The following is a 24,289-nucleotide window of genomic DNA, read 5'->3' as shown; positions in this document are numbered from 1 at the left end:
CCAGGGTATGGCAAGTGCGTACCCTGGTTTGTTTTTGATTGTATGACAGGTAATATCAGGTCGGTCATTATAATAATTGCATTGCTGGCAGGTGTTCTTACACTTGCAGGTATTCAGTGCACCAATTCTGCCCAAGTTAAAGCCGATCCGAGGGGTGCAGCTTATGCGAGCGAAGCAAGTTGCGTTAAATGCCACAATGCCATTAGCCGCAACTATGCACATACCAGTCATTATACCACATCGGCACCTTTAACTGAGCATGCGCTGCCAAAAAACATAGTGGCTAAGGTGAATACATTCCTGTTTAACGATACGCTAAAAGTGAATGTAACGCAACAACCCGATGGTATGTATCAGGCCGCTTATAACGGTAATCGAAAATTACGTGCTGAGCGATTTGATGTGGCATTTGGTTCGGGCACAAGGGCGCAAACTTACGCGTACTGGCAGGGTAACCGGCTCTTGCAACTGCCGCTTTCTTACTTTAAAGAGATACACAACTGGGCCAACAGCCCGGGGTTTCCTTCGCAGGCGGCTAACTTTAACAGGGTAATCATTAGCCGATGTCTTGAATGCCATGCCTCATTTGCCGAAAATCAATTTGTACAAACCGGTAGTCTGTCGGTAACCCAGGAGTACGATAAAAACAGTATGATTTATGGTATTAATTGCCAGCGCTGCCATGGGCCGGCAGCACAACATGTAGAATACCAGGAGCAGCATCCGGATAATAAGCACGCCAAGTACATGGTAAGGTATCAATCATTAACCAGAGCACAAAAAGTAGACATGTGTGCTGTATGCCATTCGGGTAGCGATAAAGAGCTTCAGAAAACAACCTTTGCCTTTAAGCTTGGCGACAGGTTAAACGATTATTATGTGCCATTCGGCCAAACGAACGATATACCCGATGTGCACGGTAACCAGGCTAACCTGCTTAGCAGCAGTAAGTGCTATACCAATAGCGCCGTTATGACGTGTACAACCTGCCACAGTTCACACACAAAAGAAACTAATAAGCTAACGGCTTATACACAAAAGTGCATAACGTGCCATAAAGAGGAGAACCATACCTTTTGCAAAATGGCCCCTAAGCTTGGTGCGGCAATTAATAATAAGTGTATTGATTGTCACATGCCTGCTATGCCTTCAAAATTGATTACTTACCAGGTAACAGCAGCTAAACAGAGATCATCTTACTATCTGCATACCCACCAAATAGCTGTTTACCCCGATAAAACTAAGGAGATAACAGCCTTTATAAAAAGAACAAAAAGTTGATTGCGCTTAAAATATAATATGAATAATTACAAGCTACCGCAGGTAGCAAATCCAGTCTTATGAAAAAACAATTGTTACTACCCATTTTGTTAGGATGCGCATGCATAGCAGGAGCCCAAACTAAGCCCGTGGCAAAAAAGCCAGCGGAAGTTTCTGCCAGCCGTGTTAAAGTATTTGTAACGGCTAAGGGCACCGATTATCGCTTCAAGTCAACCGAAACACTAAACTTGGCTGTTACGCCGCAGCCTGTTGAAACTGAAGTGTCGGTATTTGTGGACCCAACCAAAACTTTTCAAACCATGGTAGGCATTGGTGGAGCCCTGACTGATGCCGCTGCCGAGACTTATGCCAAGCTGCCCGCTGCTAAACAGAAGGAATTTTTAACCGCTTACTATGATAAAGAAAAAGGCATAGGTTACACTTTTGCACGTACGCATATACAAAGCTGCGATTTTTCGAGCGGTAGCTACAGCTATGTACCCAATGTCGATCTGCAGTTAAAGTCGTTTGATATAAGCCATGATAAGCAATACCGCATACCTTTTATTAAAGCAGCACAGCAGGCTGCCGGCGGCAAGTTTACCCTGTTTGTTAGCCCCTGGAGCCCGCCTGCCTGGATGAAGGATAACAACGACATGCTGCATGGTGGTAAGTTAAAGCCAGAATATCGCCAAACCTGGGCAACTTTTTACACCAGGTTTATAAAAGCTTATGAGAAGGAAGGCATTCCCATTTGGGGATTGAGTGTGCAGAACGAGCCTATGGCCAAGCAGCGTTGGGAATCATGCATTTTTACGGCGGAAGAAGAACGCGATTTTGTAAAACAGTACCTGGGCCCCACCCTGCAGAAAGAAGGTTTGGCCAGCAAAAAGCTGATTGTATGGGATCATAACCGCGATTTGCTGTATCAGCGTGCCAGTACCATACTAAATGATCCGGCGGCGGCCAAGTATGTTTGGGGTGTAGGCTACCACTGGTACGAAACCTGGACCGGCGGTGGTATGCAGTTTGAAAGTACACGCCGTGTAAACGAAGCTTTTCCAAATACCCATTTGGTTTTCACCGAAGGCTGCATCGAAAAATTTGATTTTAACCGTTTGGATGATTGGGCATTGGGCGAAAAGTACGGCAACTCCATAATAAACGACTTTAATGCCGGCACCGTAGCCTGGACAGACTGGAACATACTGCTCGATGAAAAAGGCGGCCCCAACCATGTAGGCAATTTTTGCTTTGCGCCCATACATGCCGATACGCGCGATGGCAGCCTGCATTATACCAGCGAATACTATTACATTGGTCACTTTTCAAAATACATTAAAGCGGGTGCTAAGCGAATCGTAAGCTCATCAAGCCGCGATAAGTTGTTAACCACCGCTTACCTGAACCCCGACGGTAAAATTGCCGTAGTGGTAATGAATCCGGGAGATGCTGCCATATCTTATAAACTATGGTTAAAAAACAAGGCTGTAGCAGTATCAAGCCTGCCGCACTCTATTGCTACACTAATAATTGAGTAAGGCTACAACATGATTAATTTAAAAAACACACTGTTATCAGCTGCATTTACGCTATGCACAGCTGCGTTATTTGCACAACAAAAGGGTGCTGCAGAGATATGGCTTACTAATGCTGATCAGTCGGCTTTGTTTGAGAAGCAGGCTAAGACTCTCGCGTTTGAAAAAGCCACCGGCGCTGATTCTACTATCACAATTAACGCTAAAGAGGTTTACCAATCTATTGATGGCTTTGGCTTTTCCTTAACCGGCGGCAGTGCACAGTTGATGATGAAAATGTCGGCTGAGAGCCGCAAGGCGCTGATTAAGGAGCTTTTTGCCGCAAACGACAAAAATATTGGCATTAGTTATTTACGGGTAAGTATCGGTGCATCAGATTTAAACGAATTTGTTTTTTCATATGATGATCTGCCTGCCGGTCAGACCGACGAAAAGCTCGAAAAATTTGACCTGGCTCAGGATAAAAAAGACGTGGTGCCGGTATTAAAAGAAATTCTGGCGGTAAACCCCCGGATAAAAATATTAGGTTCGCCATGGTCGGCACCGGTATGGATGAAGGATAACGGCGATGCTCGCGGTGGCAGCTTGAAGCCAGAATATTTTGATGCCTATGCCCGTTACTTGGTCAAATACGTTCAGGCCATGAAAGTTCAGGGTATAACCATTGATGCCATTACGGTGCAGAATGAACCCCTGCACCCGGGTAATAATCCCAGTATGCTAATGCTTGCACCCGACCAAGCCAAATTTGTGAAGGCTAATTTAGGACCGGCATTTACAAATGCCGGGTTGAAAACGAAGATTATTATTTATGATCACAATTGCGATAAACCCGAATACCCAATATCTATCCTCAACGACCCGGAAGCTAAAAAATACATTGACGGATCGGCATTTCACCTTTATGCCGGCAAGGTTGAAGCACTAAGCGAGGTGCACAAAGCGCACCCCGACCGCAACGTTTACTTTACCGAGCAATGGATGGGCGCGCCGGGCAATTTTAAGCGCGATATATCGCAACACATTAATAAACTTACCATTGGCGCTACCCGTAACTGGAGCCGTAACGTAATTGAATGGAACCTGGCTGCAGACCCTAACAGTAACCCCCATACCGACCGCGGCGGCTGTAGTAGCTGTATGGGGGGCGTTACCATCGATCAGGATAAGGTAACACGCAACCCGGCTTATTACGTAGTGGCACATGCCGCTAAATTTGTAAGGCCTGGCTCGGTTCGCATAGGTTCTAACCTGTTGGCCAACCTACCTAATGTGGCCTTTAAAACGCCCGATGATAAAGTAGTTCTTATTGTAATAAATAATAGCAATGAAGTTCAAAACTTCAATATCAATTGTAACGGTCGCATAGCCAAGGCGGCATTAAATAGTGGTTCGGTAGCTACTTACGTGTGGTAAAACCTCATAAATGTTCAATAAAAAAGGGAGTAAGCCACGGCTTACTCCCTTTTTTATGTGACGGCAAAGCTTAGCTTTCCAGTTGGGTTAAAATGGTATAAAAAGCATGATAAACCAGACGCAGCTCTGCGGGGTCAATAAGGCCTTGGTTGATGTTCAGCTCTAAAAAAGGCTGTTCGTAGCCGGTCTCCTCAAGCGCGCGGTGATGTATGCCCAAATCAAAGTCTTCCAATGTGCTGAGCACCTGTCTTACTTCCGGGTCGGCAAAAAGCTCCCGTACTTTGGGTTCGTGGTTGGTTTTTATAATAACGTGCTCATCCAGATCGGGGTAACCGGTTTTTACACTGTCGAGGCCAAAAAAGCTGCCTATGCTGTCTAAAAAGTCTTCATCATGCACGGCAAACTTAAATTCGGGTGTTATAGATAAAGGGGCCGAAAGCTGGGTAGTTTCAGAACCACCTTCAAAGCCGCCGCCCAAGTCAATGTCAATGTAAAGCTCAATCTGTCTCGAGCCATGATTAATCAAGGCGTCGTAGCTTAAAATTTCTTCTTCTGTAGAGGTGAGGTCGGCCTCAATGGCTGCAAATACTTCCTGCTCGGTACTTCCTGTTATTACTCTTTGATCTTCCATAATTGGGTTGTGATATAGCAGCAACAAGTTGGTTATAATAATGTTTAAAGGCTGCCATTATTGGCTGTATTAAACTGCGTATTGCAACTACTGTTATAAATGCTATTTTAGTAGCAGCTGCCATATGCAAACTACCATGCAATCAACCACAAGCGTTAAATTACACCAGTTTAAAGCCATATTTGGCGGCTCGGTAGGCAATCTTATAGAGTGGTACGATTGGTATGCTTACTCTGTATTCTCATTATACTTTGCCTCAACATTCTTTCCAAAAGAAAGTGAAACGGCACAGTTGCTTAACACGGCTGGCATATTTGCTATTGGCTTTTTAATGCGGCCTATAGGCGGGTGGCTAATGGGAACCTATGCCGACCGTAAAGGGCGCAAAGCCGCGCTTACCCTATCAGTATTATTGATGAGTGCCGGCTCGCTAATGATTACGCTGGTACCGGGCTACAGGCAAATTGGAATAGCAGCACCCATTATACTGGTGCTGGCCCGGATGGTTCAGGGATTAAGCATAGGCGGCGAGTATGGCACAGCCGCTACATACCTGAGCGAGATAGCACCGCCCAACCGCCGCGGGTTATACTCCAGCATTCAGTACGTAACCACCACTATGGGGCAGCTTATTGCCTTGGCGATACTAATGATTTTGGAACGCTGGTTATTAACGCCGGAGCAATTGGCCGAGTGGGGGTGGCGCATACCGTTTGCCGTTGGTGCGCTGCTGGCCTTATCAGCCTTATACCTGCGTCGTAACCTGCCCGAAACGGAATCTTTTAGCGTAGAAACCGTATCGGTGGAAAAGCGGGGTACGTTTACCGAGTTAAAGAAATACAACCGCCAGGTACGTACCATAGTGGGGTTTACGATTGGGTTAACGGTGTCTTATTATACGTTTTCAACCTATGTGCAGAAATTTTTGGTGAACACGGCAGGTTTTACAAAGCGCGATTCTACCTTGATTACTACGCTTGCCTTGCTGGCTTTTATGCTCATGCAGCCCCTTGCCGGTATGCTGGGCGATTACATAGGCCGCAAACGCTTAATGATTATTTATGGTGTGTTGGCCATGGTTACCACAACGCCTATTTTGATGATGCTGGGCAACACCCACCAGGCATGGCTGGCTACCTTGCTCATTGTTATTGCTTTGGGCATCCTGAGTTTGAATACCTCTATTTCAGCAATCATCAAAGCTGAGTTGTTCCCTGTTAATGTACGCTCGCTAGGGGTGAGCTTTCCGTATGCATTTACAGTGGCGCTATTTGGCGGAACGGCCGAGTATGTTGCCCTGTTGTTTAAAAATGCGGGTCATGCCAGCTGGTTTTACTGGTATATTACCTTGTGTATTGCGTTATCGCTGGTGGTCAGCATCCGCATGGCCAACCCTGAAAAGCATTCTAAAATGGAAACTAAGTAAAAGCGTGACCAAACAAAGCCTTTCGTAATTGCTTTAATAGGATACATTAAACATAAATCATATGGCATCCGAAAATACAGTTCCTATTAATGAGGAAGAAAATGAAAATGCAGCCAGCCGCGATCCGCAAGACACCTCTTTAGGTTCGGCAGAATTGAATGACATTGAGAAGAATGAACAGGCAGGAGAAGTAGAAGCATGGAACCGTGCTTACGAAGCATCCACACCATCTTATGAATTGAACCTGGATGCCGGAGACTTTGCCGGCGGCACTGCAGGCGAAGCAGAGGGCGACCCTGATGATGCGAACCTGAAACAGTAAAAAAGAACCAGGAGCCAAAACATTGATGATTTTTTCAGTCTCATTTGAATCTGGCTCCTGGCTCTACTCTTTTAAAGTTCTTTTGTTAAAAACGGGTATCTATAATCCTTCGGTGGATCAAAGGTTTCTTTGATAGTGCGTGGGGATACCCAACGCAGCAGGTTAAGCATCGAACCAGCTTTATCATTTGTGCCTGAGCCCCGCGCGCCGCCGAAAGGCTGCTGACCAACCACTGCACCAGTAGGCTTATCATTAATATAGAAGTTACCGGCAGCATTACGCAAGCGTTGGCTGGCCATATTAACGGCATAACGGTCTTGCGCAATAATAGAACCTGTTAAGGCATAGGCCGACGTTTTGTCGATGATGTTCATGATCTCTTCAAACTGCTCATCCTCATAAACGTAAACTGTTAATACCGGACCAAAAAGTTCCTCGCACATGGTTACGTAGTAAGGGTCCTGCACCTGGATCACGGTAGGCTCTACAAAATAACCGATAGATTTATCGTATATACCACCCGCAATAATCTCAACATCAGCATTAGCCTTGGCCTCGTCAATATACTTAGCCAGTTTATCAAACGATGCCTCGGTGATTACTGCGTTCACAAAGTTTTCAAAATCTTCAACCGGACCTACTTTCAGAGTAGCAATATCGCGCTGCAATTTTTCTTTTACCGCAGGCCATAATGATTTGGGAACATAAGCGCGGGATGCAGCCGAGCATTTTTGTCCCTGGTACTCAAACGCACCACGTACCAAGGCTACATTTACCACATCGGCATCGGCGCTTGGGTGGGCCAACACAAAGTCTTTACCACCGGTTTCGCCCACAATGCGCGGGTAAGTTTTATACAGGCTAATGTTATTGCCAATGATTTTCCACAGGTTTTGGAACACATGTGTTGAACCGGTAAAGTGCAGGCCTGCAAAATCTGGGTGACTAAAAATTACGTCGCCAGCTACCGGGCCATCCACACTGATCATGTTGATAACACCCGGAGGAACGCCGGCCTCGTTAAAGATCTGCATCAGTACGTTGGCTGCATAAATTTGGGTAGGAGCAGGTTTCCATACCACCACGTTACCCATAAGGGCAGGGGCGGCGCAAAGGTTGCCGGCTATAGCCGTAAAGTTGAACGGCGTAATAGCAAATACAAAACCTTCCAGCGGGCGTTGCTCTACACGGTTCCATACACCTTTGCCCGATATAGGCTGCTGGGCGTAAATCTCCGTCATGAAATGCACGTTAAAACGCAAAAAGTCTATCAGTTCGCAAGCGGCGTCAATTTCGGCCTGGTAAGCATTTTTGCTTTGGCCCAGCATGGTAGCGGCGTTGATTTTAGCGCGGTACGGACCGGCAATCAAATCGGCAGCTTTCAGAAAAATGGCGGCACGGTGCTCCCAGGGTAAATTTTCCCAGTTGGCTTTAGCGCCCAAGGCAGCATCAATAGCCGCTTGTACATGGCTGGCATCACCCTCGTGGTAGGTGGCCAGCAGGTGTTTATGATCATGCGGTGGGCGTACTTCCAGTGTTTTGCCGGTGCGTACTTCCTCCCCGCCAATGTACATAGGTATATCCAGTTGCTGCGCACGAGCTTCATCCAGTGCAGCCTTTAAAGCGGCACGTTCCACACTGCGCGGACCGTAATTTAAAACCGGCTCGTTCACTGGCTCGGGTACATTAAAAAATCCTTTTAACATAGGGTGTTATTTTGATGCCGCGAAGATAGGGGTAAATGTGCACATGTGCGAATGCCCGTTAGGCAAATGACACAAGCATGTGAGTTATTTACTGAATGTTATGCAAAGGCTTTGAGTATTTACCAGTTAACCTGTATACGCACAGTTAAGGCAATTAAGCTAACCGAAAGCTGGCAAACTTGCGGCTAGCTTAATGCTGATAGTTGCAAGGTGTTAATTGCAAGAGATAAACCACGAAAATAGATTTAAAGCCTTAATGAGATTTAATGGTGAGAATAGCGCAAACTATACCTATTACAACCGGAATCATAAAAAAGGAAACTGGTACTAAAATGCTACGTATCAACAGCGATTTTTTTGAATAGCCTGATTTAGAAAAAAACTGGTAATAAAACCATACTGCGTAAAAAAACAAGAAACCTTGTATACCTATATAATAAATTGCAGCTAAGCCATTTATATTGTGATAAAAGATAGTAATTATACTAAACAGCAACAAAACTAATAACTCCGCTGATGACTTGTAAGAATTGAGTACCAGGTGTTCGGAGTAATTGAACTTAGCTTTTCTGAACCATATAAAACTGAAAAACGAGCTGATAGGGATCATAACCAATAAGGTCAACTTGGGATGTTCATTTACCACCCGCTCAAATTCAGTTATGCTTTGTTTACTGGTTTCCGACATGATATCAGAAACCTTAAAGTGTGTGTAATGGCTTAACAGGGTCGAAATACCAGTAACCAACAATATGAGGGTAACAAAATTGAAATAGTTTGCTCTTCTACCCATCACAAAACCCCTCACACTATGGCCTGGGTTAGTAAAAAGCTGTGCAATAGTATAAAAAAAGCCTTTATCTACATGCCAAACGCCGTGTATAAAGTCGTGCTCGATAAAATGTTTAAACGAGTACCGGTGCGTGTGTGCGCTTTGTCCGCAGTTGCCACAAAACTTTTCGGTTACGGGGTTGCCGCAGTTCAGGCAACTTGCTGCTACATGTAATTCCATTAGGTGGTTTGGTTGCGCTTTTTTATTTCGTTGTTAATTTCGGTAAGGCTAACAAAACCGGGCAAAAGGGTAATAGAACAGCCCAGGCCAACAGCTATAAAGGCGTAATTTTTTGTTGTTACAGCAACGTAAATCAAATACACTACGGCAAGAGCCATAAAAATTCCCAACGTAATGTAAACAGTAGTTAGTTTTTTCTTTCTCTCGCTTAGCTCTGTAATAGTCAGCAGGCTTAGGTCTTTTTTCATTGTGAAGGTTGCTTCAATAGTTATAAAAAGGGTGTATTTTACACTGGCAAGTTACAAAACTTGCTTTTAATTTGACAAATTGCATGTGAATTTAATTGTGAATTAATCATGTGCTGCATTTTAAGCAAGCGCTAAATCCCGGCGGCTTCTTGTTTCAGGTTATTTGGTTTAAACATAGCAATAACCGCACGCCAAATTAAAAGGCAGTGGGCTTCGGGCAAAAGGATTTATGGTTCGTAGAAGATAAAAGCACAGTATCAGATGCAAAATAGGGCCAGGTATCTAGTGCCTGACAGCTAATTCATTTACTAATTGCTGCTCCTGATTATGCCGGGTTGCGTAAGTAACGGCCTCCATACGGCTCTTGAACGACATCAATCTGTCATCTCCCTGGAAAGTGCTGTAACGTTCTTCCCCTGCGGCAGTTTTCCAAGTCACCACATGATAGCCATCGGGAATCTGCTTTTTAAATAAAACTAATTTGATTTTCATGATAGGTATAGGTTTAGCGAAGGTTTCCTCACTAACTATACGGTCCAAATATTTGTAACGCTGGGTTATAACATCACAAATCTACCTGTTCTTGCACTTACAACTTTTGATCTTAGCCTGCAAATCTTGCTGATCTTGTTTCAGCAAGCCCTAGGACAGGTAGTACACTAAGCAGGCAAGATGCTGAAACAAGTTCAGCAAGGCTTTAAATATTAAGTACGTTCTTGCAACTTCCGCTCATACCTGCCCCTCACTGCCTTGCTAATAAAGGTACTTAGCCCACGCCCTTGCCGGGCTAACTCCTTCATTTGTTCCACCATTACTTTGCCGGGTTTTTTGTAGGTGTAGGCGTATATATCGCCGCTGGCAAATTGCACCAGGATGCGGTCGGCCTCAATTTGGTAGGCTACAACGCCCGAGTCGCGGCTGGTATTTTGGTAGCGGGTCATGTGTACATAATAACCCTAAACAGCAATTTGTTTAGCATGAAACACTATTGCAGTAGATGCCTTCATTGTTGGGGAGCTGCTGCCGCCTGAGAGAGAACTGCCTCGAAAAACATGTTTATCCGGTATTTCATTGTTCAAGACAATAAACACTTGGCAAAAATGGCATATAGCGACTGCTTGAAATTCAGCATTATTATACTGAACTAAATCGTGAGTTTAGCGTGTATTTTATGAGTGATGATTATTAAGGGTGTTTCATAAAAATACATTTTTCATGAAACACCCTGATTGTTATGTTGGACAACAATTAAGATAGTTATTTTGCTTTCTCTCCAACAATTACAATGTTAGGTTTAGGCGGTGTTTTCATGCCCTCGCCTATGTAAAAGCTGGTATGGGGTGGCTGGTTGTAGGCTACGTTTTGCCAGGCAATACTTACGCGGTATTGCGGATCGTGCATAAAGGTGTAAAAGCGGTTCATGGCTGGTATGGTGGTGGTAAAGATACGCAGTTCCTTACCATCGCGTGTGGCGTAAATGGCTTCTTCGCGCCAGTCGCCCAGTATATCGCCGCTCAGTACTGGGTTTTGCTTGGTGCCGTTGTTGCTCACACAATCGTATAAGGCAGCGTTCAGGAGCATATCGGGTTTACTGTTGAGGTAATCCCATTTGGTTATGCGGGTACCGTCCAGCAACTCGCTCAACATATCATCGTCCCAAAAAATACCAAAGTTTACAGATGGGTTGCGCTCGGCTATCTTATTTCCTTTCACATCAAACATACCCGAAATACCAGCCCCGGCCACCCATGATTCGAATCCGCGGTAACGCGGGTCAACATCCAGCGAAAGGCCACGGCCTGGCCCCTCGCCATCATCGCCCGCCTTCACCGAACTCTTTTTCCAGATCATTTCGCCGGTGCGTGCGTCTCTAAAATTAGCCCCGGCATCACCAAAGCGTTCCTGTATGTCAAATACTTCCAAGCCAGGCCGGTCGGGGTCAAGGTCAGACACGTGCAGAGCATCTGCATGGCCTATGCCAGTGGTGTACAAGCCCTTGCCGTTATCGTCGAGCGTCATGGCGCCGTATACAATTTCATCTTTGCCGTCACCGTCTACATCAGTAACGGTTAGGTTGTGGTTGCCCTGGCCGCGAAAAGGACGGGTTTCGGGCGTGGCATCGCTGTCAAATACCCAGCGCTGTTTCAACTGGCCTTTTACTAAATCCCAGGCTGCAATAACGGTGCGGGTGTAATAACCGCGGCACATAATTAAGCTGGGGTGTTTGCCATCCAGGTAGGCTACTGCAGCCAAATAACGCTCGCCACGGTTGCCGTAGCCATCGCCCCAAATGGCTTTCATTTCTTCGGTAGTAGGGTCTTGTTTGGTAGGATGACGGCCGGGCACATAGGCTGTGGTATTAATGGCAGCGCCGGTTTGTCCGTTAAAAACGGTTAAGTACTCGGGACCTTGTAAAACGTGGCCGTCCTGGTTTCGCCAGGTTTTGCTAGAGTCTCCAATTACCTTGCCTTTACCATCCATACTGCCATCGGCTGTTTTGCAGGCAATTTCAGCTTTGCCGTCGCCATCCAGGTCATACACCATAAACTGGGTGTAGTGTGCACCCTCGCGTATGTTACGGCCAAGGTTAATGCGCCACAATAAGGTGCCATCCAGTTTGTAAGCTTCCAATATGGGTGGGGTGGTCATACCTTTATGCGAATTATCGTGCCCCATCCCAACCTGATGTACAATAACTTCGTACTCGCCGTCGCCGTCCAGGTCGCCTACCGAACCATCATTAGGCTTGTATCCGTCTGGGGTTTGTAATGGCACAGATAAATAAGGTTTGGCACCGGCACGCAGGGTGAAAGGAGCGCTTGCTTTGCCTTCTTTGCCATTTACTACTTCTTTTACAAAGTAAGCGGTTGTAGCAGTGGTATCGGTAAGTTGGTCTACATAATTTGTAGTTGCCATAACAGGCTCTTTATTGAGCTTTACAGCCGTTTTGTTCCCCGCTTGGCGGTATAAATTAAATGCCAGTTTATCGGGGTCGGTTCCCAGCAATCGCCAGCCTACGTACACTTTGCCGCCGCCCTGGTTAACGGCTACTACGCCGCGGCCCAGCTTTTCCATCATTTTTTGTGAAAATGCAGATGTGCCTGTACACAGCGTTGCCGCGCAGAGCAGGCACGCTGTCTTTAAATAATTTCGCATTTTAGGTAATTGGTTTTAATTGATGAGGTTAAAATAAATTTCGTAGGGCAAACAACTGTGATGCACTGTAGGGTAGTAGCCAAAATGTTACACTGATGCTGTAGCTGCGTAAAAAACAGGATTGTAGCTGCGTTTAATGTGTTGTAATGTTGTTATTATTGTAGAATGTTTAGTAGCTGCAACTTATTACGTATTAAAAGTGGTTTATTATCGGTTTTTGCGCTGGTAATAGTTTGTTTGTGCTTTGTAGAGAGCGGCACTGCGCAAACTAACCAGCTTGACGTTGACCGCTTGTACGAAAAGTATAAAGGCCATTCAGAAACCACCATTTTTGTGGGCGACCGTGAAATAACTGCCCGGGTGCTTATTGGCTATAATGGCAAAAATAAGCCGTACCGTATTATAGTTTACGGCGAAGCAGCAGCCGATACCGATTTACAAGAACTGGTTGATCAGTTGGGAGAGGCTAAAGTAAAATCGGGTTACCGAAAGCTCGGCGGCGCCAACGTGGTAAACTTTGATCAGAACGGCATGTATGAGAATAACATACCGGTGCGGGCATATCAAAAAGGTACACAGTACGCTAAATATGGTATTAAAGATATGGAAGCCCGTAATCAGCTTACTGGTGAAAATGGCACCGCCCGCTTCAATTCAGATTTTTTTTATTTTGAAGTAGGTGATACCGCGCGTAAAAGAACCAGCAAGCCTGAAAAATTTGATTTTTAAACTGCCGGTTGTTGTAGTAGTTAACTAATACGTTACCTAAGCAAAAATAGTGTTGTAAAAGGTATTTTGCGCTACAATAAACCTGTGATTTATGAAGTTATGTTGTATTATACGTATTATTGTACTTCGGTACAGGCGTTAAACAGCGTACATGAAAAAAGTTTACTTCATTATTATTAGCTTATTATTTGCGCAGGCTGTTGTGGCTCAAAAGAAAGCAACCGGTCCTGAACTGGATGTGGACCGCATTTACAACCTTTATAAAGATACCAGCGACATCGTCATCAAAACCGGCGGCAAGGAAATCAAAGCTAAAATCAAGATATCTTATAACGCCCTGGATAAGCCTTACTCCGTAATTGCCTACGGCGAGGCAGACGCTGATATGGATGAAGTATTACAAAAGCTGAAAACAGAGCTTGGCGTGGCCAAATTGCAGGCCGGCTACAAGCAATCGCCGGGCACATTTCCTGTGGCGTTTAATCCATCAGGCAGTTACGAGCATAACATCTTAATTTCATACTTTCAAAAAGGAACCCAATCGGCCAAGTATGGCATTCAGAAAATCATGTATAATGACCAGGATGTTAACGGCATATCTGTTCAGCGCCATGTGAGCGATTTTTTTTACTTCGAGGTTTGTGATGAAAGCCGCCGCAATGAAACAAAAGCAGGCGATAAATTTGTGTTTTAAACCGTCTCCATTTAAATCTGACGCATCCTTCACTTAAGCCGCTCTACACCTTCTGTTAAAGGCTATTTGCTTTTCGTATCTTTAGCCCTTTAGTTATGAAATACCTGCGCTGGTTATTATTTCCTTTTTCGCTGTTGTATGGGCTGGTTGTTATATTACGCAACTGGTTTTACGATACCGGAATATTTCAAAGCCGGCGGTTTACCATTCCGGTTATTTGCATAGGTAATCTGGATATTGGTGGGGCAGGCAAAAGCCCTATGACGGAGTACCTGGTAAGGTTGCTTAAAAACAATCATCAACTGGCTACCTTAAGCCGTGGCTATGGCCGTCAAACCAAAGGTTACCTGATAGCTGAGAAAGATGCTACTGCTGCCCAAATAGGGGATGAGCCTGCTCAGTTCAAACAAAAGTTTCCGGATGTTACCGTGGCCGTGTGCGAGAAGCGGGTTATAGGTATTGAGCAATTGCAAATCAACCACAGCCTGGTGATTTTAGACGATGCTTACCAGCACAGGGCAGTACAGGCGGGTTTTAATATTTTATTATTTGATTATAACCGCCTGCATGAACCCCACCTGCTTTTACCTGCAGGCAACCTGCGGGAGCCCTTTGTAGGCCGCTACCGGGCCGATGTTATGATAGTGAGCAAATGTCCCGTCAATCTGACGGCCAACCAGCAGCATGCGGCACTGCAACGATTAAAGCCATTTGGCTTTCAACAGGTGTATTTTACCGCGATAGACTACCTGGCTATGCTTGATTTATACGGAAAACCGGCTAAAACATTGCCCGATGCCGATACTGCCGTTTTTGTGCTAACCGGAATAGCCAACCCGCAGCCTTTATTGCAATATATTAAACAATACAGCGTACATATTGTACATCATAATTATCCCGACCATCACCAATTTAGCTTAAAAAATATTGCTAAACTTGCGCAGGATTATAACAACTGCAGTGCCGCAAAAAAGGTAATTATTACTACCGAAAAGGATGCACAGCGCTTAAGAGAACCCGAATTGCTGCCCTATGTACAAACCTTGCCTATATGGACTTTACCTATAGGCATAAGATTTTTAAACAATGGTGAACAGCAGTTGAACGAAACGATAAATAACTATGTTAAACAGTATAAAAAGCACAGTAGCTTACATTAAAAGCCGTATTGGCGAATTTGAGCCCGAGGCTGGTATTATTTTAGGCACCGGCCTTGGCGGCTTGGTAAAAGAAATGGAGATTGAAAAGCAATTACCTTACTCCAACATACCCGGCTTTCCCATTTCAACACTGGAGTTTCATTCAGGCAGGTTAATATTTGGTACTTTGGCAGGTAAAAAAGTAGTGGCCATGCAGGGTAGGCTGCACTATTACGAAGGATACAGTATGCAGCAGATCACTTTTCCGGTTAGGGTAATGAAAATGCTGGGCATTAAAACGCTTTTTGTATCAAACGCCAGCGGTGCGCTTAATCCGGATTTTAGAAAAGGCGATCTGATGGTGATAGACGATCATATTAACCTGCAACCTACAAACCCACTGGTGGGTACTAACGATGAGGAGCTTGGTCCACGTTTTCCGGACATGAGCGAGCCCTATAGCCGCCGTTTAACCGAAAAAGCTTTACAAATTGCAGCCGCTAACAATATTACTTGCCATAAAGGAGTTTATGTAGCGGTAACGGGGCCTAACCTGGAAACGCGTGCTGAGTACCGGTATCTGCGTATAATAGGCGGCGATGCCGTGGGCATGAGCACTGCGCCCGAAGTTATAGTAGCCAATCATATGGGTTTGCCGGTTTTTGCCATATCGGTACTTACCGACGAAGGTTTCCCTGACACGCTGCAGCCGGTATCTATAGAAGAGATTATTGATATAGCACAGCATGCTGAGCCGCATATGACACACATTTTAAAAGAATTGATTGCGCAGGGTTAGCGTAAACTATGTAAACAAGCAGAAATTACAAGAAGTGGTTTCTTTAAAGTTTCGGCTTGGCCGTTGAGCGGCGCGCTTCTTTTTTCTTGCCTTACTTAATTTAGATAACAAAGGTCTGTTTTGACTGATTTAAATGCTGAACAAGCTTAAATACCTTTTTACAACGTTGCTGCTGCTGGCTGTAGCTCATACGGCGTTTGCACAAATACCTGACCGCCCTTATGGTGCCGATACCCTGCGCAATGGCCGCAGCAAGCTCACCGATGCTCAGATGATAGACAGTACGCGCAAGCGCGAAGAAAATAAACGCGATACAGTCATCTACACATCTAAATTTGTTAAGGTGACCAACGAGCGCTTATTGAATGATAGCACGCAGGTATTTCCGTTGGATACCGGGTTGGTGAACTTTGAAAATTACAGCCCCCTTAATCAGCCACGTAGTCCGCGTATACACTTGGGCAGTACCGGCCTGCCACAACGCCCGCTGTTGTTTGAACCATTAAAAGGGGTAGGGTTTGATGTGGGTAACCATGCGCTTGATGTGTACATGATTACGCCACAGGATATTATGTATTACCGTACCCGGGTAGCCTATACGAACTTGTCGTTTTATAGCGGAGCCTTTGGTAACCCCAATGCCGATCAGATATTTAAGCTGGTACATACGCAAAACATAAAGCCAAACTGGAATTTTACATTCAACTTCAACTCAACCGGTTCGCGCGGCTTTTATCGCCGGCAAAACGTTAGTGATTTGAATGCCGCGGTGGCTACCTGGTACGAGTCGAAAAGCAAGCGGTATAACTTGTTAGCCAACGTTATATTCAATAATATGAAAGCGCCGGAAAGCGGGGCCATTGTTGATAATAATATATTTAACGCTTCAACATTTAATAACGATAAGCAGAACCTGCCGGTAAGGCTAAGCAGCGCTTACATAAACAACCGTAACAATGGCTTATATGTAAAGCAATTTTACTACCTGGGCCGTATTGATACCATAGTGAACCAGGCAAAAGATGCGCAAAAGATATTGCCCACGCAGCGCTTGTCGCACACTTTTTATTACAATGTTCAAAAGTACAGGTTCTATCAAAATGAGCCTGATAACTATTGGGTTTTTCCCGATTACTTCTTTAATTCGACCGTAGGGCAAGACTCTTTGGCGGTAACTGATATACGTAACGACTTTTCCTACAGCTTTTACCTCAGAGGAAAATCGGTCAGTTTTGTTAAAAACGAAGTGAAGTTGGATGTCGGCTTAACGCATGACTTATTTCACTATTCGCAATACATTATTGATTCTATAGACGTAAATACAAATTTGCGTAACCAGCAGCGCCGGGTGCAAAATGCTACTTATCAAAACATCAAATTAAACGCTAAATTCAGTTATCGCTTTAGCGACAGAGTAGGGTTGGAAGGTGACTTTCAGCAGGTGGTTCAGGGTTACAACTTCGGAGATTACCTGTATGATGCCAAGCTAACCTTGGCCGGAGGGCAAAAGGCCGGGCGCATAATTTTAGGTGCTTATGCACAAAACAACGAGGCCCCGCTTATTTTTAAAGACTGGATATCTAACCACTACATTTACCGTAACACGGGTATTGGCAAGCAGCAGATCAATAACATATCGTTCAATTACATTAACGATAAATTGCAGCTGGATTTAAAAGCAGAATACTTTTTGGTAAATGGTTACCAGTACTTTGCCGCGCAAACGCCTGGCGGTATTGATGCCGCACCGGCACAGCTCAGTTCGCCGCTTAACTTGCTTAAAATTAGCGCAGGTAAAAAGTTCGATTTAGGTAACTGGCACTTTGAAGACTATTTTGTTTACCAGCGGTCAGATTACCAGTCGACCTTGCGCACGCCGCAGATTTATAATTACATTAACATCTATTTTACCAAGCTGTTCTTTACGGTACTTAATACCAGCATCGGTGTTAATGCACGTTACAATACCGCTTACACGGCACCTAATTATGCCATAGGAATCGGCCAGTTTTATAATAGCACCGATATATCTTTTTTAACTTATCCGGTTATCACACCATATGTTAAGGCCACGCTTTTCCGTACCAACTTGTTCCTGATGTATGATTATGCCAACCAGGGGTTGCAAAGCAACGGTTACTACATGGTGAACCGTTACCCTGGCCCAGACAAGCTGTTGAAGTTTGGCGTGAGCTGGACTTTTTATAATTAATTCAGATATAATAGCTGCTTAAAGGATACTGTGCGCTATAGTATATTTGCTTGATTGAGACAAAAAAAGGTCATCAAAGCAAGATAAATTAAGTCTTCTGCTTTTTCTTTTTAGCCGCAGGGAATAACACGTTATTCAGGATTAAGCGATAACCCGGCGAGTTAGGGTGAAGTTTCAGGTCTGTGGGTGGATCCCCAACGGCGTGCTGATAATCTTCAGGATCATGACCGCCGTAAAAAGTCCACTGGCCCTTGCCATATTCTCCGTGTATGTAGCGGGCTTCGTTTTGGGTCTTCATTTCACCCATAATAGTTACACCCGGCTTTAACCGGCTTTTATTGTAGGCTGTTGTTAAACCCATAAAGCCTTTAATAACTTTATCATGGTTTTGGGTTAGCATGCTAGGTACGATATCCCACTTGGCTGAAAAATCAAATAGCGTAAAGAAATCGTGCGTACGCTCAACCTGCCGGTAAGGCGTTACGTCAATATCGCTAAATTGGTGCGACATCGGGTTCATATCCAGCCGGAAGTTTTGAAACGCAAAGGTTTGGCTGTAATCAAGCTTTCCCTGGGCACGGTAATCGGCCGGGTCGCCATCAAACATGGCCTCACAAATATCGGTTCCAGCCGAAGCCAGGGCAATGTCAAACGTATCAGTACCCGAACACATGGCAAATAGAAAGCCGCCACCACCGCAAAAATCATGTATGTGCTGTGCTACCGAGAGTTTCATTTGCGACACCTTTTTGAAGCCCAGCCTTCGTGCCGTAGCTTCTTGCGCTTTTACATCATCCTGGTACCAGGGCTGGAAGCGAAAGCTGCCGTAAAACTTGCTATACTGGCCTGTAAAATCTTCGTGATGCAGGTGTAACCAGTCATACTTCTGCAGGTCGCCTTTTATCACTTCCTCATCATAAACCACATCATAGGGGATCTCGGCATATTTGAGCACCAGGGTAACGGCGTCATCCCAGGGTAGCTTATTTTTAGGAGAGTAAACTGCCATTTTTGGTGCTTTTTCCAGCTTTACCACGTCCATGTTAACCGACGGATCGCTCACCTCGCTTAATATGGCGTTTACCTTAGCATCGGCCACCACTTCGTAGCTTACGCCGCGTATTTTGCATTCATCTTCAATTTGCTTGCTATACTTGGTCATGAAACTGCCGCCCCGGTAATTAAGCAGCCAATCAATAGACTCTCCGTTGCGTAAAACCCAGTAAGCAATACCGTATGACTTTAAATGATCTTTTTGTACCTCATCCATCGGCAGCAAAATTGAGGCTGCCCTTAGCATGGATGAAAAAAATATAAGGGAGAAAGCTAAGAAGTATTTCTTCATTTCGGATACCGGATATTCGATTTCAGATTGCTGGAGCCCTTTTTTTAAGTACTCTGTAACCAGGAGTATGAAGCGGGCTTATCAAATGTAACGATTAAATATTGAAGCTATTATAAATTTACGGTAATGCACAAAATGTTTAACTTTGCCACCTTGTTGAAATAATTGAGAAGATATGAGCAAAGCAATAATGAGAACCGAAAAGGGCGACATGACTATCGAATTTTACGATAAAGACGCTCCTAATACTGTAGCCAACTTTCTTAACCTGGCTAAAACCGGCTTTTACAATGGTGTAACTTTTCACCGTGTAATACCTAATTTTGTTGTACAAGGTGGCGATCCTACCGGCACAGGCGCTGGCGGTTCTGGTACCCGTATCAATTGTGAATTAACCGGCGAGAACCAATACCATGACCGTGGCGTGCTTTCTATGGCACATGCAGGCCGTAATACCGGCAGCTCTCAGTTCTTTATTTGCCACAGCCGTGATAACACTGCTCACCTTGACAGAAACCACACTTGTTTTGGTAAAGTGGTTGAAAATGTTGATGTGGTTGATGCTATCCGCCAAGGCGATAAAATTTTGAGCGTAGACGTAATTGAGGAATAATATACGGTTGTAAGTTTTGTGTTGTAAGTTGAATGCCTGGCTTTGCTTACAACACGAAACTTATAATTCACATACTTAAAAGAAATGAATTTACAAGGAATTGTATCGGTAGCGGGTAAGCCGGGCTTGTGGAGAGCGCTGGCCCAAAACAAAACCGGTTTTGTGCTCGAAAGCCTGGATGAGAAAAAGACCAAACTGGTTGTAAACTTATCGACCGCTAAACTGGCTGCTTTAGATGAGATTACCATTTTTAGTAACGATGAAGATATTAAACTGACTGACGTATTAGAGCGTATGAAAAACGCAGCATCAGTGCCCGAGGCTAAAGCTGATGGTAAAACGATGCGCGAGTTTTTCAGAGAAGTAGCGCCCGATCATGATGAAGAGAAAGTTTATGCATCGGACATGAAAAAGATCTTAACCTGGTTTCACCTTTTAAAAGACATGCCGTTGTTTAACGAGGAAGCAGCAGCACCTAAAGCTACTGAAGGCGAGGCCGAAGTAGCAGCGGTAGAAGAATAAAAGTTTAAGCGCTTAAATAACAAAAGCCGGCAGGTAGCCGGCTTTTGTTATTCAAAAGGAAATGATAGCAGCAGATTTAGCTGCATATCTTTTCGTGACATGGCTCGCCTGCAAACTCAGGCTCAAATGTGCTATGCTGAATGTCCAGGTGCTCAAGCCTGTGGCGCAGGTCGTGCTTTATATCATTGAAATTAGCCATTTCTTCTGTGTGTATAACCAGGTGGGCCGTTAAAGCGTTCTCTGTAGTGCTGAGCGCCCATACGTGCATGTGGTGAACATCTTTTACACCTTTGGCCTTTAGTAATTCTGCTTTAATTTTATTAAGCTCCATTTGCTTGGGTACGCCGTCAATTTCCAGGCGTATGCTATCCATCAGTAGCCGCCAGGTACCCGTAATAATAACCACTACAATAATGAGGCTCACGGCGCTATCTATCCAATACCACTTGGTAAAATAAATAATGATACCCGATACTACTACCCCTAATGACACCAGTGCATCAACAGCCATGTGCATGTAGGCTCCTTTTACGTTCAGGTCTTTTTCCTTATCTCGCATAAATAGCCATGCCGTAACGCCGTTTACCAGTATGCCAGCAAAGGCCACCCAAGCTACCGTAATGCCCGAGATAGGCTGGGGATGACCAATGCGCATGATAGCCTCATAGGCAATAATACCGACAGCGCCTACCAATATTATAGCGTTGAGTAATGATACCACAATGGTTGACCGCTTATAACCATAGGTATAAACATTGTTGGCTCTCATTTTAGACAGTTTGAAGGCCAGCAGGGCAAGGGCTAAACTGGCCACATCGCTCAGGTTATGGCCGGCATCGGTAAGCAGTGAGAGCGAATGATTGGCAAAGCCTACTACCGCCTCAACAACTACAAACAAGGAGTTTAGTATGATACCTACTATAAAGGCTGTGTTCAGGTGATCGAGCTTTGGCGCGTGATCGTGGTGGTGATGTGCGTGGTCGTGACCCATAATTTTAGCCAGGCTAAGCGTAACTGCTCTATATTGTATTTAACTCAAATATAACAAGCTATATTACTTATGTAATTGGATTATTCGAGGATTGTTTTGTAGTTGTAAATAACAGCGCACACTATTGATGATGATAAGGCTCCCCTTTAATGATGGTGTATGCCCTGTAAAGCTGTTCCACAAAAAACAGGCGTACCATTTGATGCGAAAATGTCATGCGCGATAAGGCCAGTTGTGCATTGGCTCGTTGATATACGCTGGCATCAAAACCATACGGACCACCTATAATAAACACGATGTTCTGCACTGAGGTTATCGCTTTTTTATCCAGGTAATCGGCAAACTGAACAGAACTAAATTCCAGGCCCTTTTCATCCAGCAAAACCACATGGTCTGTAGCTGTGATTTTTTTCAATATCAGCTCGGCCTCCTTGCTTTTCTGCTGGTCTTGCGTTAGGGCTTTGGTGTTTTTGAGTTCGGGCAGATCAACCATATCCAGCTTGGTATAGTGCTTTAGTCTTTTCACAAACTTATCAATCCCTTCCCTAATATAAGCATCTTCGGTTTTACCTACGGTAAGCAAAACGATTTTCATGCTGCAAATAAACGCTAAAAATGCCGGGCTCGTAAAATTTCGTTTAATTTGTTCAAATTTCAGCCGCTATGTCTACAAATGTCTTATCTGTTTATACGCAGAATATCAGTCTTTCCGAGCAGCAAATTAAGTACTACCAACAAAGGGTAAACCTGTTTTCTGTATTGCGCTTAGTAGCGTTTGGCTGCCTGCTGGCGCTGGTTTACTGGTCGGTAAAAATTGGGTCTTTAGGTATGTTTGCCATAGGAGCCGTTGTAATAGGCGCGGTTTTTAACTGGCTGGTAGGGCAGCAAAACCAGTTTGATAAACAACGAAACTATTACGAGAGCTTTAAGGCCGTTAATCAAAACGAGATAGAGAGCGTAAATGCGCATACCAATATATATGATAACGGACAGGCTTACGCTGATGACAAGCACTTTTATACCGCCGATCTTGACATATTCGGTCAGGCGTCCCTTTATCAGCTTACCAATCGTGCTGCTACAGTGCCTGGCAAAAACTTGCTTGCTCGCTGGCTCAAAGCGCCTGCCAGCAAACCCGATATATTAAGCCGCCAGGAAGCTATTGAAGATATTGCTTCCAAAACTGGGTGGAAGCTTAAAATGCAGGCCATGCTGCTGTTTAACAATAAGCAGGAGACCGATGAACTGGACAGGTTGTTTAGCTACCTCAACAAGCCGGTAATCATTCCGGGCGAGGCCTGGCTGCGCTATTATGTAAAAGTTGCGCCTTGGATAATGATTGTCGCCATCGTAGCCTCCTTTTATTATGCGCCGGTTAAGCATCTCGCTACGTTTTTAGGTTTGCTTAATTTTGCGATCACAGGCTTAACCAGTAAGGCAACCCAACAAACCGATCTTATAGCAGGCAGAATAGGCAACACACTGAAAAGCTATGCCGATATTTTTAAGAGCATAGAGGAGGAGCAGTGGGCGGCCAAGTTGAATATTGCACTTGCACAGGAAATAAAACCAGCAAACGGCAAAAGCACCGCATTGGTTGTTGCAAAACTTTCCGCACATATCAATAGCTTAAATGCCCGTTTAAACCTGGTTGTAGGTTTTGTTTTGAATGTAGGGCTGGTATGGAATGTGCGTTATGTAATAGCCATTGAAGACTGGAAGCGCAATAACCATGAAAATGTAGAGGCAGCGTTTGGTGCAATTGCCGGGTTTGAAGCCTTGCTGAGTGTTGCAGGTCTGCGTATTAACCACCCTGAATGGTGTATGCCACAGATAGCCGAAGGGGCGGATTATACGTTAACTGCTGAAGCAATAACCCACCCGCTAATAAAGAGAACAGTTGCGGTAGCTAATGATTATACGTTGGTTAATACTCGTACGGTAGATATTATAACAGGCTCAAACATGGCCGGCAAAAGTACCTTTCTGCGTACGCTTGGTATTAATACTGTGCTGGCTTTAGCCGGTGCACCGGCTTGTGCACAGGCTATGCAGGTTTCGGTAGTGCAATTATTTAGTTATATGCGCATTAAGGACTCACTTAATGAGAGTACATCTACATTTAAAGCAGAGCTTGATCGTTTGCAAATGCTGCTGCAGGCAGTAGAGGAGCAGCCAAACATCTTCTTTTTAATTGATGAAATGCTCAGGGGGACCAATTCAGTTGATAAATACCTCGGCTCGAAAGCGGTGATAGAACGGCTGGTTAGCCGCCGCGGAGTAGGCCTGGTGGCCACGCATGATTTGCAGCTGGCCGAGCTCGAGAAGCAATACCCTGACTACATACGTAACTTTTACTTCGACATACAGGTGCAGGATGGTGAGATGCTGTTCGACTACAAACTTAAGCCCGGCGAGTGCAAAACCTTTAATGCATCGCTGCTGCTGGAAAGAATAGGCATTAAAACGCAGGCTGAGTAACAGCATAGTTGATCTTTCCGTAGCGAAACAAGTTCGGCATAACACTATA

Annotated in this window: 23 protein-coding genes; 13 read left to right on the top strand and 10 right to left on the bottom strand. The window is 44.7% G+C overall.

Going from position 1 to position 24,289, the window contains the following annotated elements; translation table 11 throughout:
• The first annotated feature begins 42 nt into the window (after window positions 1–42).
• Genes ABDD94_RS17040 through ABDD94_RS17030 form a run of 3 tightly spaced genes read left to right on the top strand, consistent with a single transcriptional unit; the run spans window position 43 to window position 4,214 of the window.
• Window positions 43–1,281, top strand: coding sequence for a cytochrome c3 family protein (locus ABDD94_RS17040; RefSeq protein ID WP_345953251.1), 1,239 nt, complete (start codon window positions 43–45; stop codon window positions 1,279–1,281).
• Between the two features lie 59 nt (window positions 1,282–1,340).
• Window positions 1,341–2,801: a glycoside hydrolase family 30 protein gene (locus ABDD94_RS17035; RefSeq protein WP_345953250.1), complete on the top strand. Its 1,461-nt coding sequence runs from the start codon at window positions 1,341–1,343 to the stop codon at window positions 2,799–2,801.
• 9 nt (window positions 2,802–2,810) lie between these two features.
• The gene (locus tag ABDD94_RS17030; protein WP_345953249.1) at window positions 2,811–4,214 is read left to right on the top strand and encodes a glycoside hydrolase family 30 beta sandwich domain-containing protein; all 1,404 of its coding nucleotides are present in this window, start codon (window positions 2,811–2,813) and stop codon (window positions 4,212–4,214) included.
• Between the two features lie 70 nt (window positions 4,215–4,284).
• Here the strand turns inward: ABDD94_RS17030 and ABDD94_RS17025 are convergent, their stop codons facing one another.
• On the bottom strand, window positions 4,285–4,845 hold the full coding sequence (locus ABDD94_RS17025) for a hypothetical protein (protein ID WP_345950895.1): 561 nt from the start codon (window positions 4,843–4,845) through the stop codon (window positions 4,285–4,287).
• A 136-nt stretch (window positions 4,846–4,981) separates the two neighbouring features.
• Between ABDD94_RS17025 and ABDD94_RS17020 the strand changes: the two genes are divergently transcribed.
• Together ABDD94_RS17020 and ABDD94_RS17015 are read left to right on the top strand one after the other, a co-directional pair.
• Complete coding sequence (locus ABDD94_RS17020; RefSeq protein ID WP_345953248.1) at window positions 4,982–6,271, top strand: MFS transporter; 1,290 nt, start codon at window positions 4,982–4,984, stop codon at window positions 6,269–6,271.
• A 61-nt stretch (window positions 6,272–6,332) separates the two neighbouring features.
• Complete coding sequence (locus tag ABDD94_RS17015; protein ID WP_345950897.1) at window positions 6,333–6,593, top strand: hypothetical protein; 261 nt, start codon at window positions 6,333–6,335, stop codon at window positions 6,591–6,593.
• 71 nt (window positions 6,594–6,664) lie between these two features.
• On the opposite strand, the gene pruA is transcribed toward ABDD94_RS17015, so the two are convergent.
• The 6 genes from pruA to ABDD94_RS16985 form a co-directional block, all read right to left on the bottom strand.
• A complete protein-coding gene (gene pruA, locus ABDD94_RS17010) occupies window positions 6,665–8,299 on the bottom strand; it encodes an L-glutamate gamma-semialdehyde dehydrogenase (protein WP_345953247.1) in 1,635 nt (544 codons plus the stop codon).
• A gap of 253 nt (window positions 8,300–8,552) precedes the next feature.
• Complete coding sequence (locus ABDD94_RS17005; protein WP_345953246.1) at window positions 8,553–9,311, bottom strand: DUF3667 domain-containing protein; 759 nt, start codon at window positions 9,309–9,311, stop codon at window positions 8,553–8,555.
• Window positions 9,311–9,559, bottom strand: a complete 249-nt coding sequence (locus ABDD94_RS17000) for a hypothetical protein (RefSeq protein WP_345953245.1) — start codon at window positions 9,557–9,559, stop codon at window positions 9,311–9,313. The genes ABDD94_RS17005 and ABDD94_RS17000 overlap by 1 nt, the downstream gene beginning before the upstream one ends.
• 282 nt (window positions 9,560–9,841) lie before the next feature.
• Window positions 9,842–10,051, bottom strand: coding sequence for a hypothetical protein (locus tag ABDD94_RS16995; RefSeq protein WP_345953244.1), 210 nt, complete (start codon window positions 10,049–10,051; stop codon window positions 9,842–9,844).
• A gap of 212 nt (window positions 10,052–10,263) precedes the next feature.
• The gene (locus ABDD94_RS16990) at window positions 10,264–10,500 is read right to left on the bottom strand and encodes a hypothetical protein (RefSeq protein WP_345953243.1); all 237 of its coding nucleotides are present in this window, start codon (window positions 10,498–10,500) and stop codon (window positions 10,264–10,266) included.
• 316 nt (window positions 10,501–10,816) lie between these two features.
• Window positions 10,817–12,715 (bottom strand): rhamnogalacturonan lyase, encoded by a 1,899-nt coding sequence (locus ABDD94_RS16985; RefSeq protein WP_345953242.1) that lies wholly within the window; start codon window positions 12,713–12,715, stop codon window positions 10,817–10,819.
• Between the two features lie 165 nt (window positions 12,716–12,880).
• On the opposite strand from ABDD94_RS16985, the gene ABDD94_RS16980 reads away from it, so the two are divergent.
• The 5 genes from ABDD94_RS16980 (at window position 12,881) to ABDD94_RS16960 (ending at window position 18,288) form a co-directional block, all read left to right on the top strand.
• Complete coding sequence (locus ABDD94_RS16980; protein ID WP_345953241.1) at window positions 12,881–13,444, top strand: hypothetical protein; 564 nt, start codon at window positions 12,881–12,883, stop codon at window positions 13,442–13,444.
• Between the two features lie 151 nt (window positions 13,445–13,595).
• A complete protein-coding gene (locus ABDD94_RS16975; RefSeq protein WP_345950903.1) occupies window positions 13,596–14,138 on the top strand; it encodes a hypothetical protein in 543 nt (180 codons plus the stop codon).
• Window positions 14,139–14,233: 95 nt separating this feature from the next.
• Window positions 14,234–15,298: a tetraacyldisaccharide 4'-kinase gene (lpxK, locus tag ABDD94_RS16970; protein ID WP_345953240.1), complete on the top strand. Its 1,065-nt coding sequence runs from the start codon at window positions 14,234–14,236 to the stop codon at window positions 15,296–15,298.
• Window positions 15,261–16,076 carry a purine-nucleoside phosphorylase gene (locus tag ABDD94_RS16965; RefSeq protein ID WP_345950905.1) on the top strand — a complete coding sequence of 272 codons (816 nt, stop codon included), beginning with the start codon at window positions 15,261–15,263 and terminating at the stop codon, window positions 16,074–16,076. The genes lpxK and ABDD94_RS16965 overlap by 38 nt, the downstream gene beginning before the upstream one ends.
• A gap of 133 nt (window positions 16,077–16,209) precedes the next feature.
• Window positions 16,210–18,288, top strand: a complete 2,079-nt coding sequence (locus ABDD94_RS16960; protein ID WP_345953239.1) for a putative porin — start codon at window positions 16,210–16,212, stop codon at window positions 18,286–18,288.
• Window positions 18,289–18,376: 88 nt separating this feature from the next.
• Here the strand turns inward: ABDD94_RS16960 and ABDD94_RS16955 are convergent, their stop codons facing one another.
• Complete coding sequence (locus ABDD94_RS16955) at window positions 18,377–19,633, bottom strand: asparagine synthetase B (RefSeq protein ID WP_345953238.1); 1,257 nt, start codon at window positions 19,631–19,633, stop codon at window positions 18,377–18,379.
• A 175-nt stretch (window positions 19,634–19,808) separates the two neighbouring features.
• Between ABDD94_RS16955 and ABDD94_RS16950 the strand changes: the two genes are divergently transcribed.
• Together ABDD94_RS16950 and ABDD94_RS16945 are read left to right on the top strand one after the other, a co-directional pair.
• Complete coding sequence (locus ABDD94_RS16950; protein WP_345950908.1) at window positions 19,809–20,246, top strand: peptidylprolyl isomerase; 438 nt, start codon at window positions 19,809–19,811, stop codon at window positions 20,244–20,246.
• A gap of 84 nt (window positions 20,247–20,330) precedes the next feature.
• On the top strand, window positions 20,331–20,768 hold the full coding sequence (locus tag ABDD94_RS16945; protein WP_345950909.1) for a DUF5606 domain-containing protein: 438 nt from the start codon (window positions 20,331–20,333) through the stop codon (window positions 20,766–20,768).
• A gap of 76 nt (window positions 20,769–20,844) precedes the next feature.
• Here the strand turns inward: ABDD94_RS16945 and ABDD94_RS16940 are convergent, their stop codons facing one another.
• Window positions 20,845–21,759 (bottom strand): cation diffusion facilitator family transporter, encoded by a 915-nt coding sequence (locus ABDD94_RS16940; RefSeq protein WP_345953237.1) that lies wholly within the window; start codon window positions 21,757–21,759, stop codon window positions 20,845–20,847.
• Between the two features lie 121 nt (window positions 21,760–21,880).
• Window positions 21,881–22,354, bottom strand: coding sequence for a 23S rRNA (pseudouridine(1915)-N(3))-methyltransferase RlmH (gene rlmH / locus ABDD94_RS16935; protein WP_345953236.1), 474 nt, complete (start codon window positions 22,352–22,354; stop codon window positions 21,881–21,883).
• A gap of 68 nt (window positions 22,355–22,422) precedes the next feature.
• Here rlmH and ABDD94_RS16930 point away from each other — a divergent pair, with 68 nt between their 5' ends.
• Window positions 22,423–24,240, top strand: coding sequence for a DNA mismatch repair protein MutS (locus tag ABDD94_RS16930; protein WP_345953235.1), 1,818 nt, complete (start codon window positions 22,423–22,425; stop codon window positions 24,238–24,240).
• The last annotated feature ends 49 nt before the right edge of the window (window positions 24,241–24,289 follow it).

Origin of the sequence: Mucilaginibacter sp. PAMB04168, from assembly GCF_039634365.2 — a bacterium.
In the GTDB taxonomy this organism is placed as follows: domain Bacteria; phylum Bacteroidota; class Bacteroidia; order Sphingobacteriales; family Sphingobacteriaceae; genus Mucilaginibacter.
The sequence above is the reverse complement of the archived record's forward strand: the minus strand, read 5'-3'. Positions and strand labels throughout refer to the sequence as shown.

What these genes read in the sequence shown, in the direction of transcription:
- rlmH (WP_345953236.1), bottom strand. Translation starts at nt 22,354, where the DNA reads ATGAAAATCGTTTTGCTTACCGTAGGTAAAACCGAAGATGCTTATATT.
- ABDD94_RS16980 (WP_345953241.1), top strand. Translation starts at nt 12,881, where the DNA reads ATGTTTAGTAGCTGCAACTTATTACGTATTAAAAGTGGTTTATTATCG.
- ABDD94_RS17040 (WP_345953251.1), top strand. Translation starts at nt 43, where the DNA reads ATGACAGGTAATATCAGGTCGGTCATTATAATAATTGCATTGCTGGCA.
- ABDD94_RS16965 (WP_345950905.1), top strand. Translation starts at nt 15,261, where the DNA reads ATGTTAAACAGTATAAAAAGCACAGTAGCTTACATTAAAAGCCGTATT.
- ABDD94_RS16960 (WP_345953239.1), top strand. Translation starts at nt 16,210, where the DNA reads ATGCTGAACAAGCTTAAATACCTTTTTACAACGTTGCTGCTGCTGGCT.
- ABDD94_RS16990 (WP_345953243.1), bottom strand. Translation starts at nt 10,500, where the DNA reads ATGACCCGCTACCAAAATACCAGCCGCGACTCGGGCGTTGTAGCCTAC.
- ABDD94_RS17025 (WP_345950895.1), bottom strand. Translation starts at nt 4,845, where the DNA reads ATGGAAGATCAAAGAGTAATAACAGGAAGTACCGAGCAGGAAGTATTT.
- ABDD94_RS16945 (WP_345950909.1), top strand. Translation starts at nt 20,331, where the DNA reads ATGAATTTACAAGGAATTGTATCGGTAGCGGGTAAGCCGGGCTTGTGG.
- pruA (WP_345953247.1), bottom strand. Translation starts at nt 8,299, where the DNA reads ATGTTAAAAGGATTTTTTAATGTACCCGAGCCAGTGAACGAGCCGGTT.
- ABDD94_RS16950 (WP_345950908.1), top strand. Translation starts at nt 19,809, where the DNA reads ATGAGCAAAGCAATAATGAGAACCGAAAAGGGCGACATGACTATCGAA.
- ABDD94_RS16995 (WP_345953244.1), bottom strand. Translation starts at nt 10,051, where the DNA reads ATGAAAATCAAATTAGTTTTATTTAAAAAGCAGATTCCCGATGGCTAT.
- ABDD94_RS17030 (WP_345953249.1), top strand. Translation starts at nt 2,811, where the DNA reads ATGATTAATTTAAAAAACACACTGTTATCAGCTGCATTTACGCTATGC.
- ABDD94_RS17015 (WP_345950897.1), top strand. Translation starts at nt 6,333, where the DNA reads ATGGCATCCGAAAATACAGTTCCTATTAATGAGGAAGAAAATGAAAAT.
- ABDD94_RS16930 (WP_345953235.1), top strand. Translation starts at nt 22,423, where the DNA reads ATGTCTACAAATGTCTTATCTGTTTATACGCAGAATATCAGTCTTTCC.
- ABDD94_RS16940 (WP_345953237.1), bottom strand. Translation starts at nt 21,759, where the DNA reads ATGGGTCACGACCACGCACATCACCACCACGATCACGCGCCAAAGCTC.
- ABDD94_RS17020 (WP_345953248.1), top strand. Translation starts at nt 4,982, where the DNA reads ATGCAATCAACCACAAGCGTTAAATTACACCAGTTTAAAGCCATATTT.
- ABDD94_RS16955 (WP_345953238.1), bottom strand. Translation starts at nt 19,633, where the DNA reads ATGAAGAAATACTTCTTAGCTTTCTCCCTTATATTTTTTTCATCCATG.
- ABDD94_RS17000 (WP_345953245.1), bottom strand. Translation starts at nt 9,559, where the DNA reads ATGAAAAAAGACCTAAGCCTGCTGACTATTACAGAGCTAAGCGAGAGA.
- ABDD94_RS16985 (WP_345953242.1), bottom strand. Translation starts at nt 12,715, where the DNA reads ATGCGAAATTATTTAAAGACAGCGTGCCTGCTCTGCGCGGCAACGCTG.
- ABDD94_RS16975 (WP_345950903.1), top strand. Translation starts at nt 13,596, where the DNA reads ATGAAAAAAGTTTACTTCATTATTATTAGCTTATTATTTGCGCAGGCT.
- ABDD94_RS17005 (WP_345953246.1), bottom strand. Translation starts at nt 9,311, where the DNA reads ATGGAATTACATGTAGCAGCAAGTTGCCTGAACTGCGGCAACCCCGTA.
- ABDD94_RS17035 (WP_345953250.1), top strand. Translation starts at nt 1,341, where the DNA reads ATGAAAAAACAATTGTTACTACCCATTTTGTTAGGATGCGCATGCATA.
- lpxK (WP_345953240.1), top strand. Translation starts at nt 14,234, where the DNA reads ATGAAATACCTGCGCTGGTTATTATTTCCTTTTTCGCTGTTGTATGGG.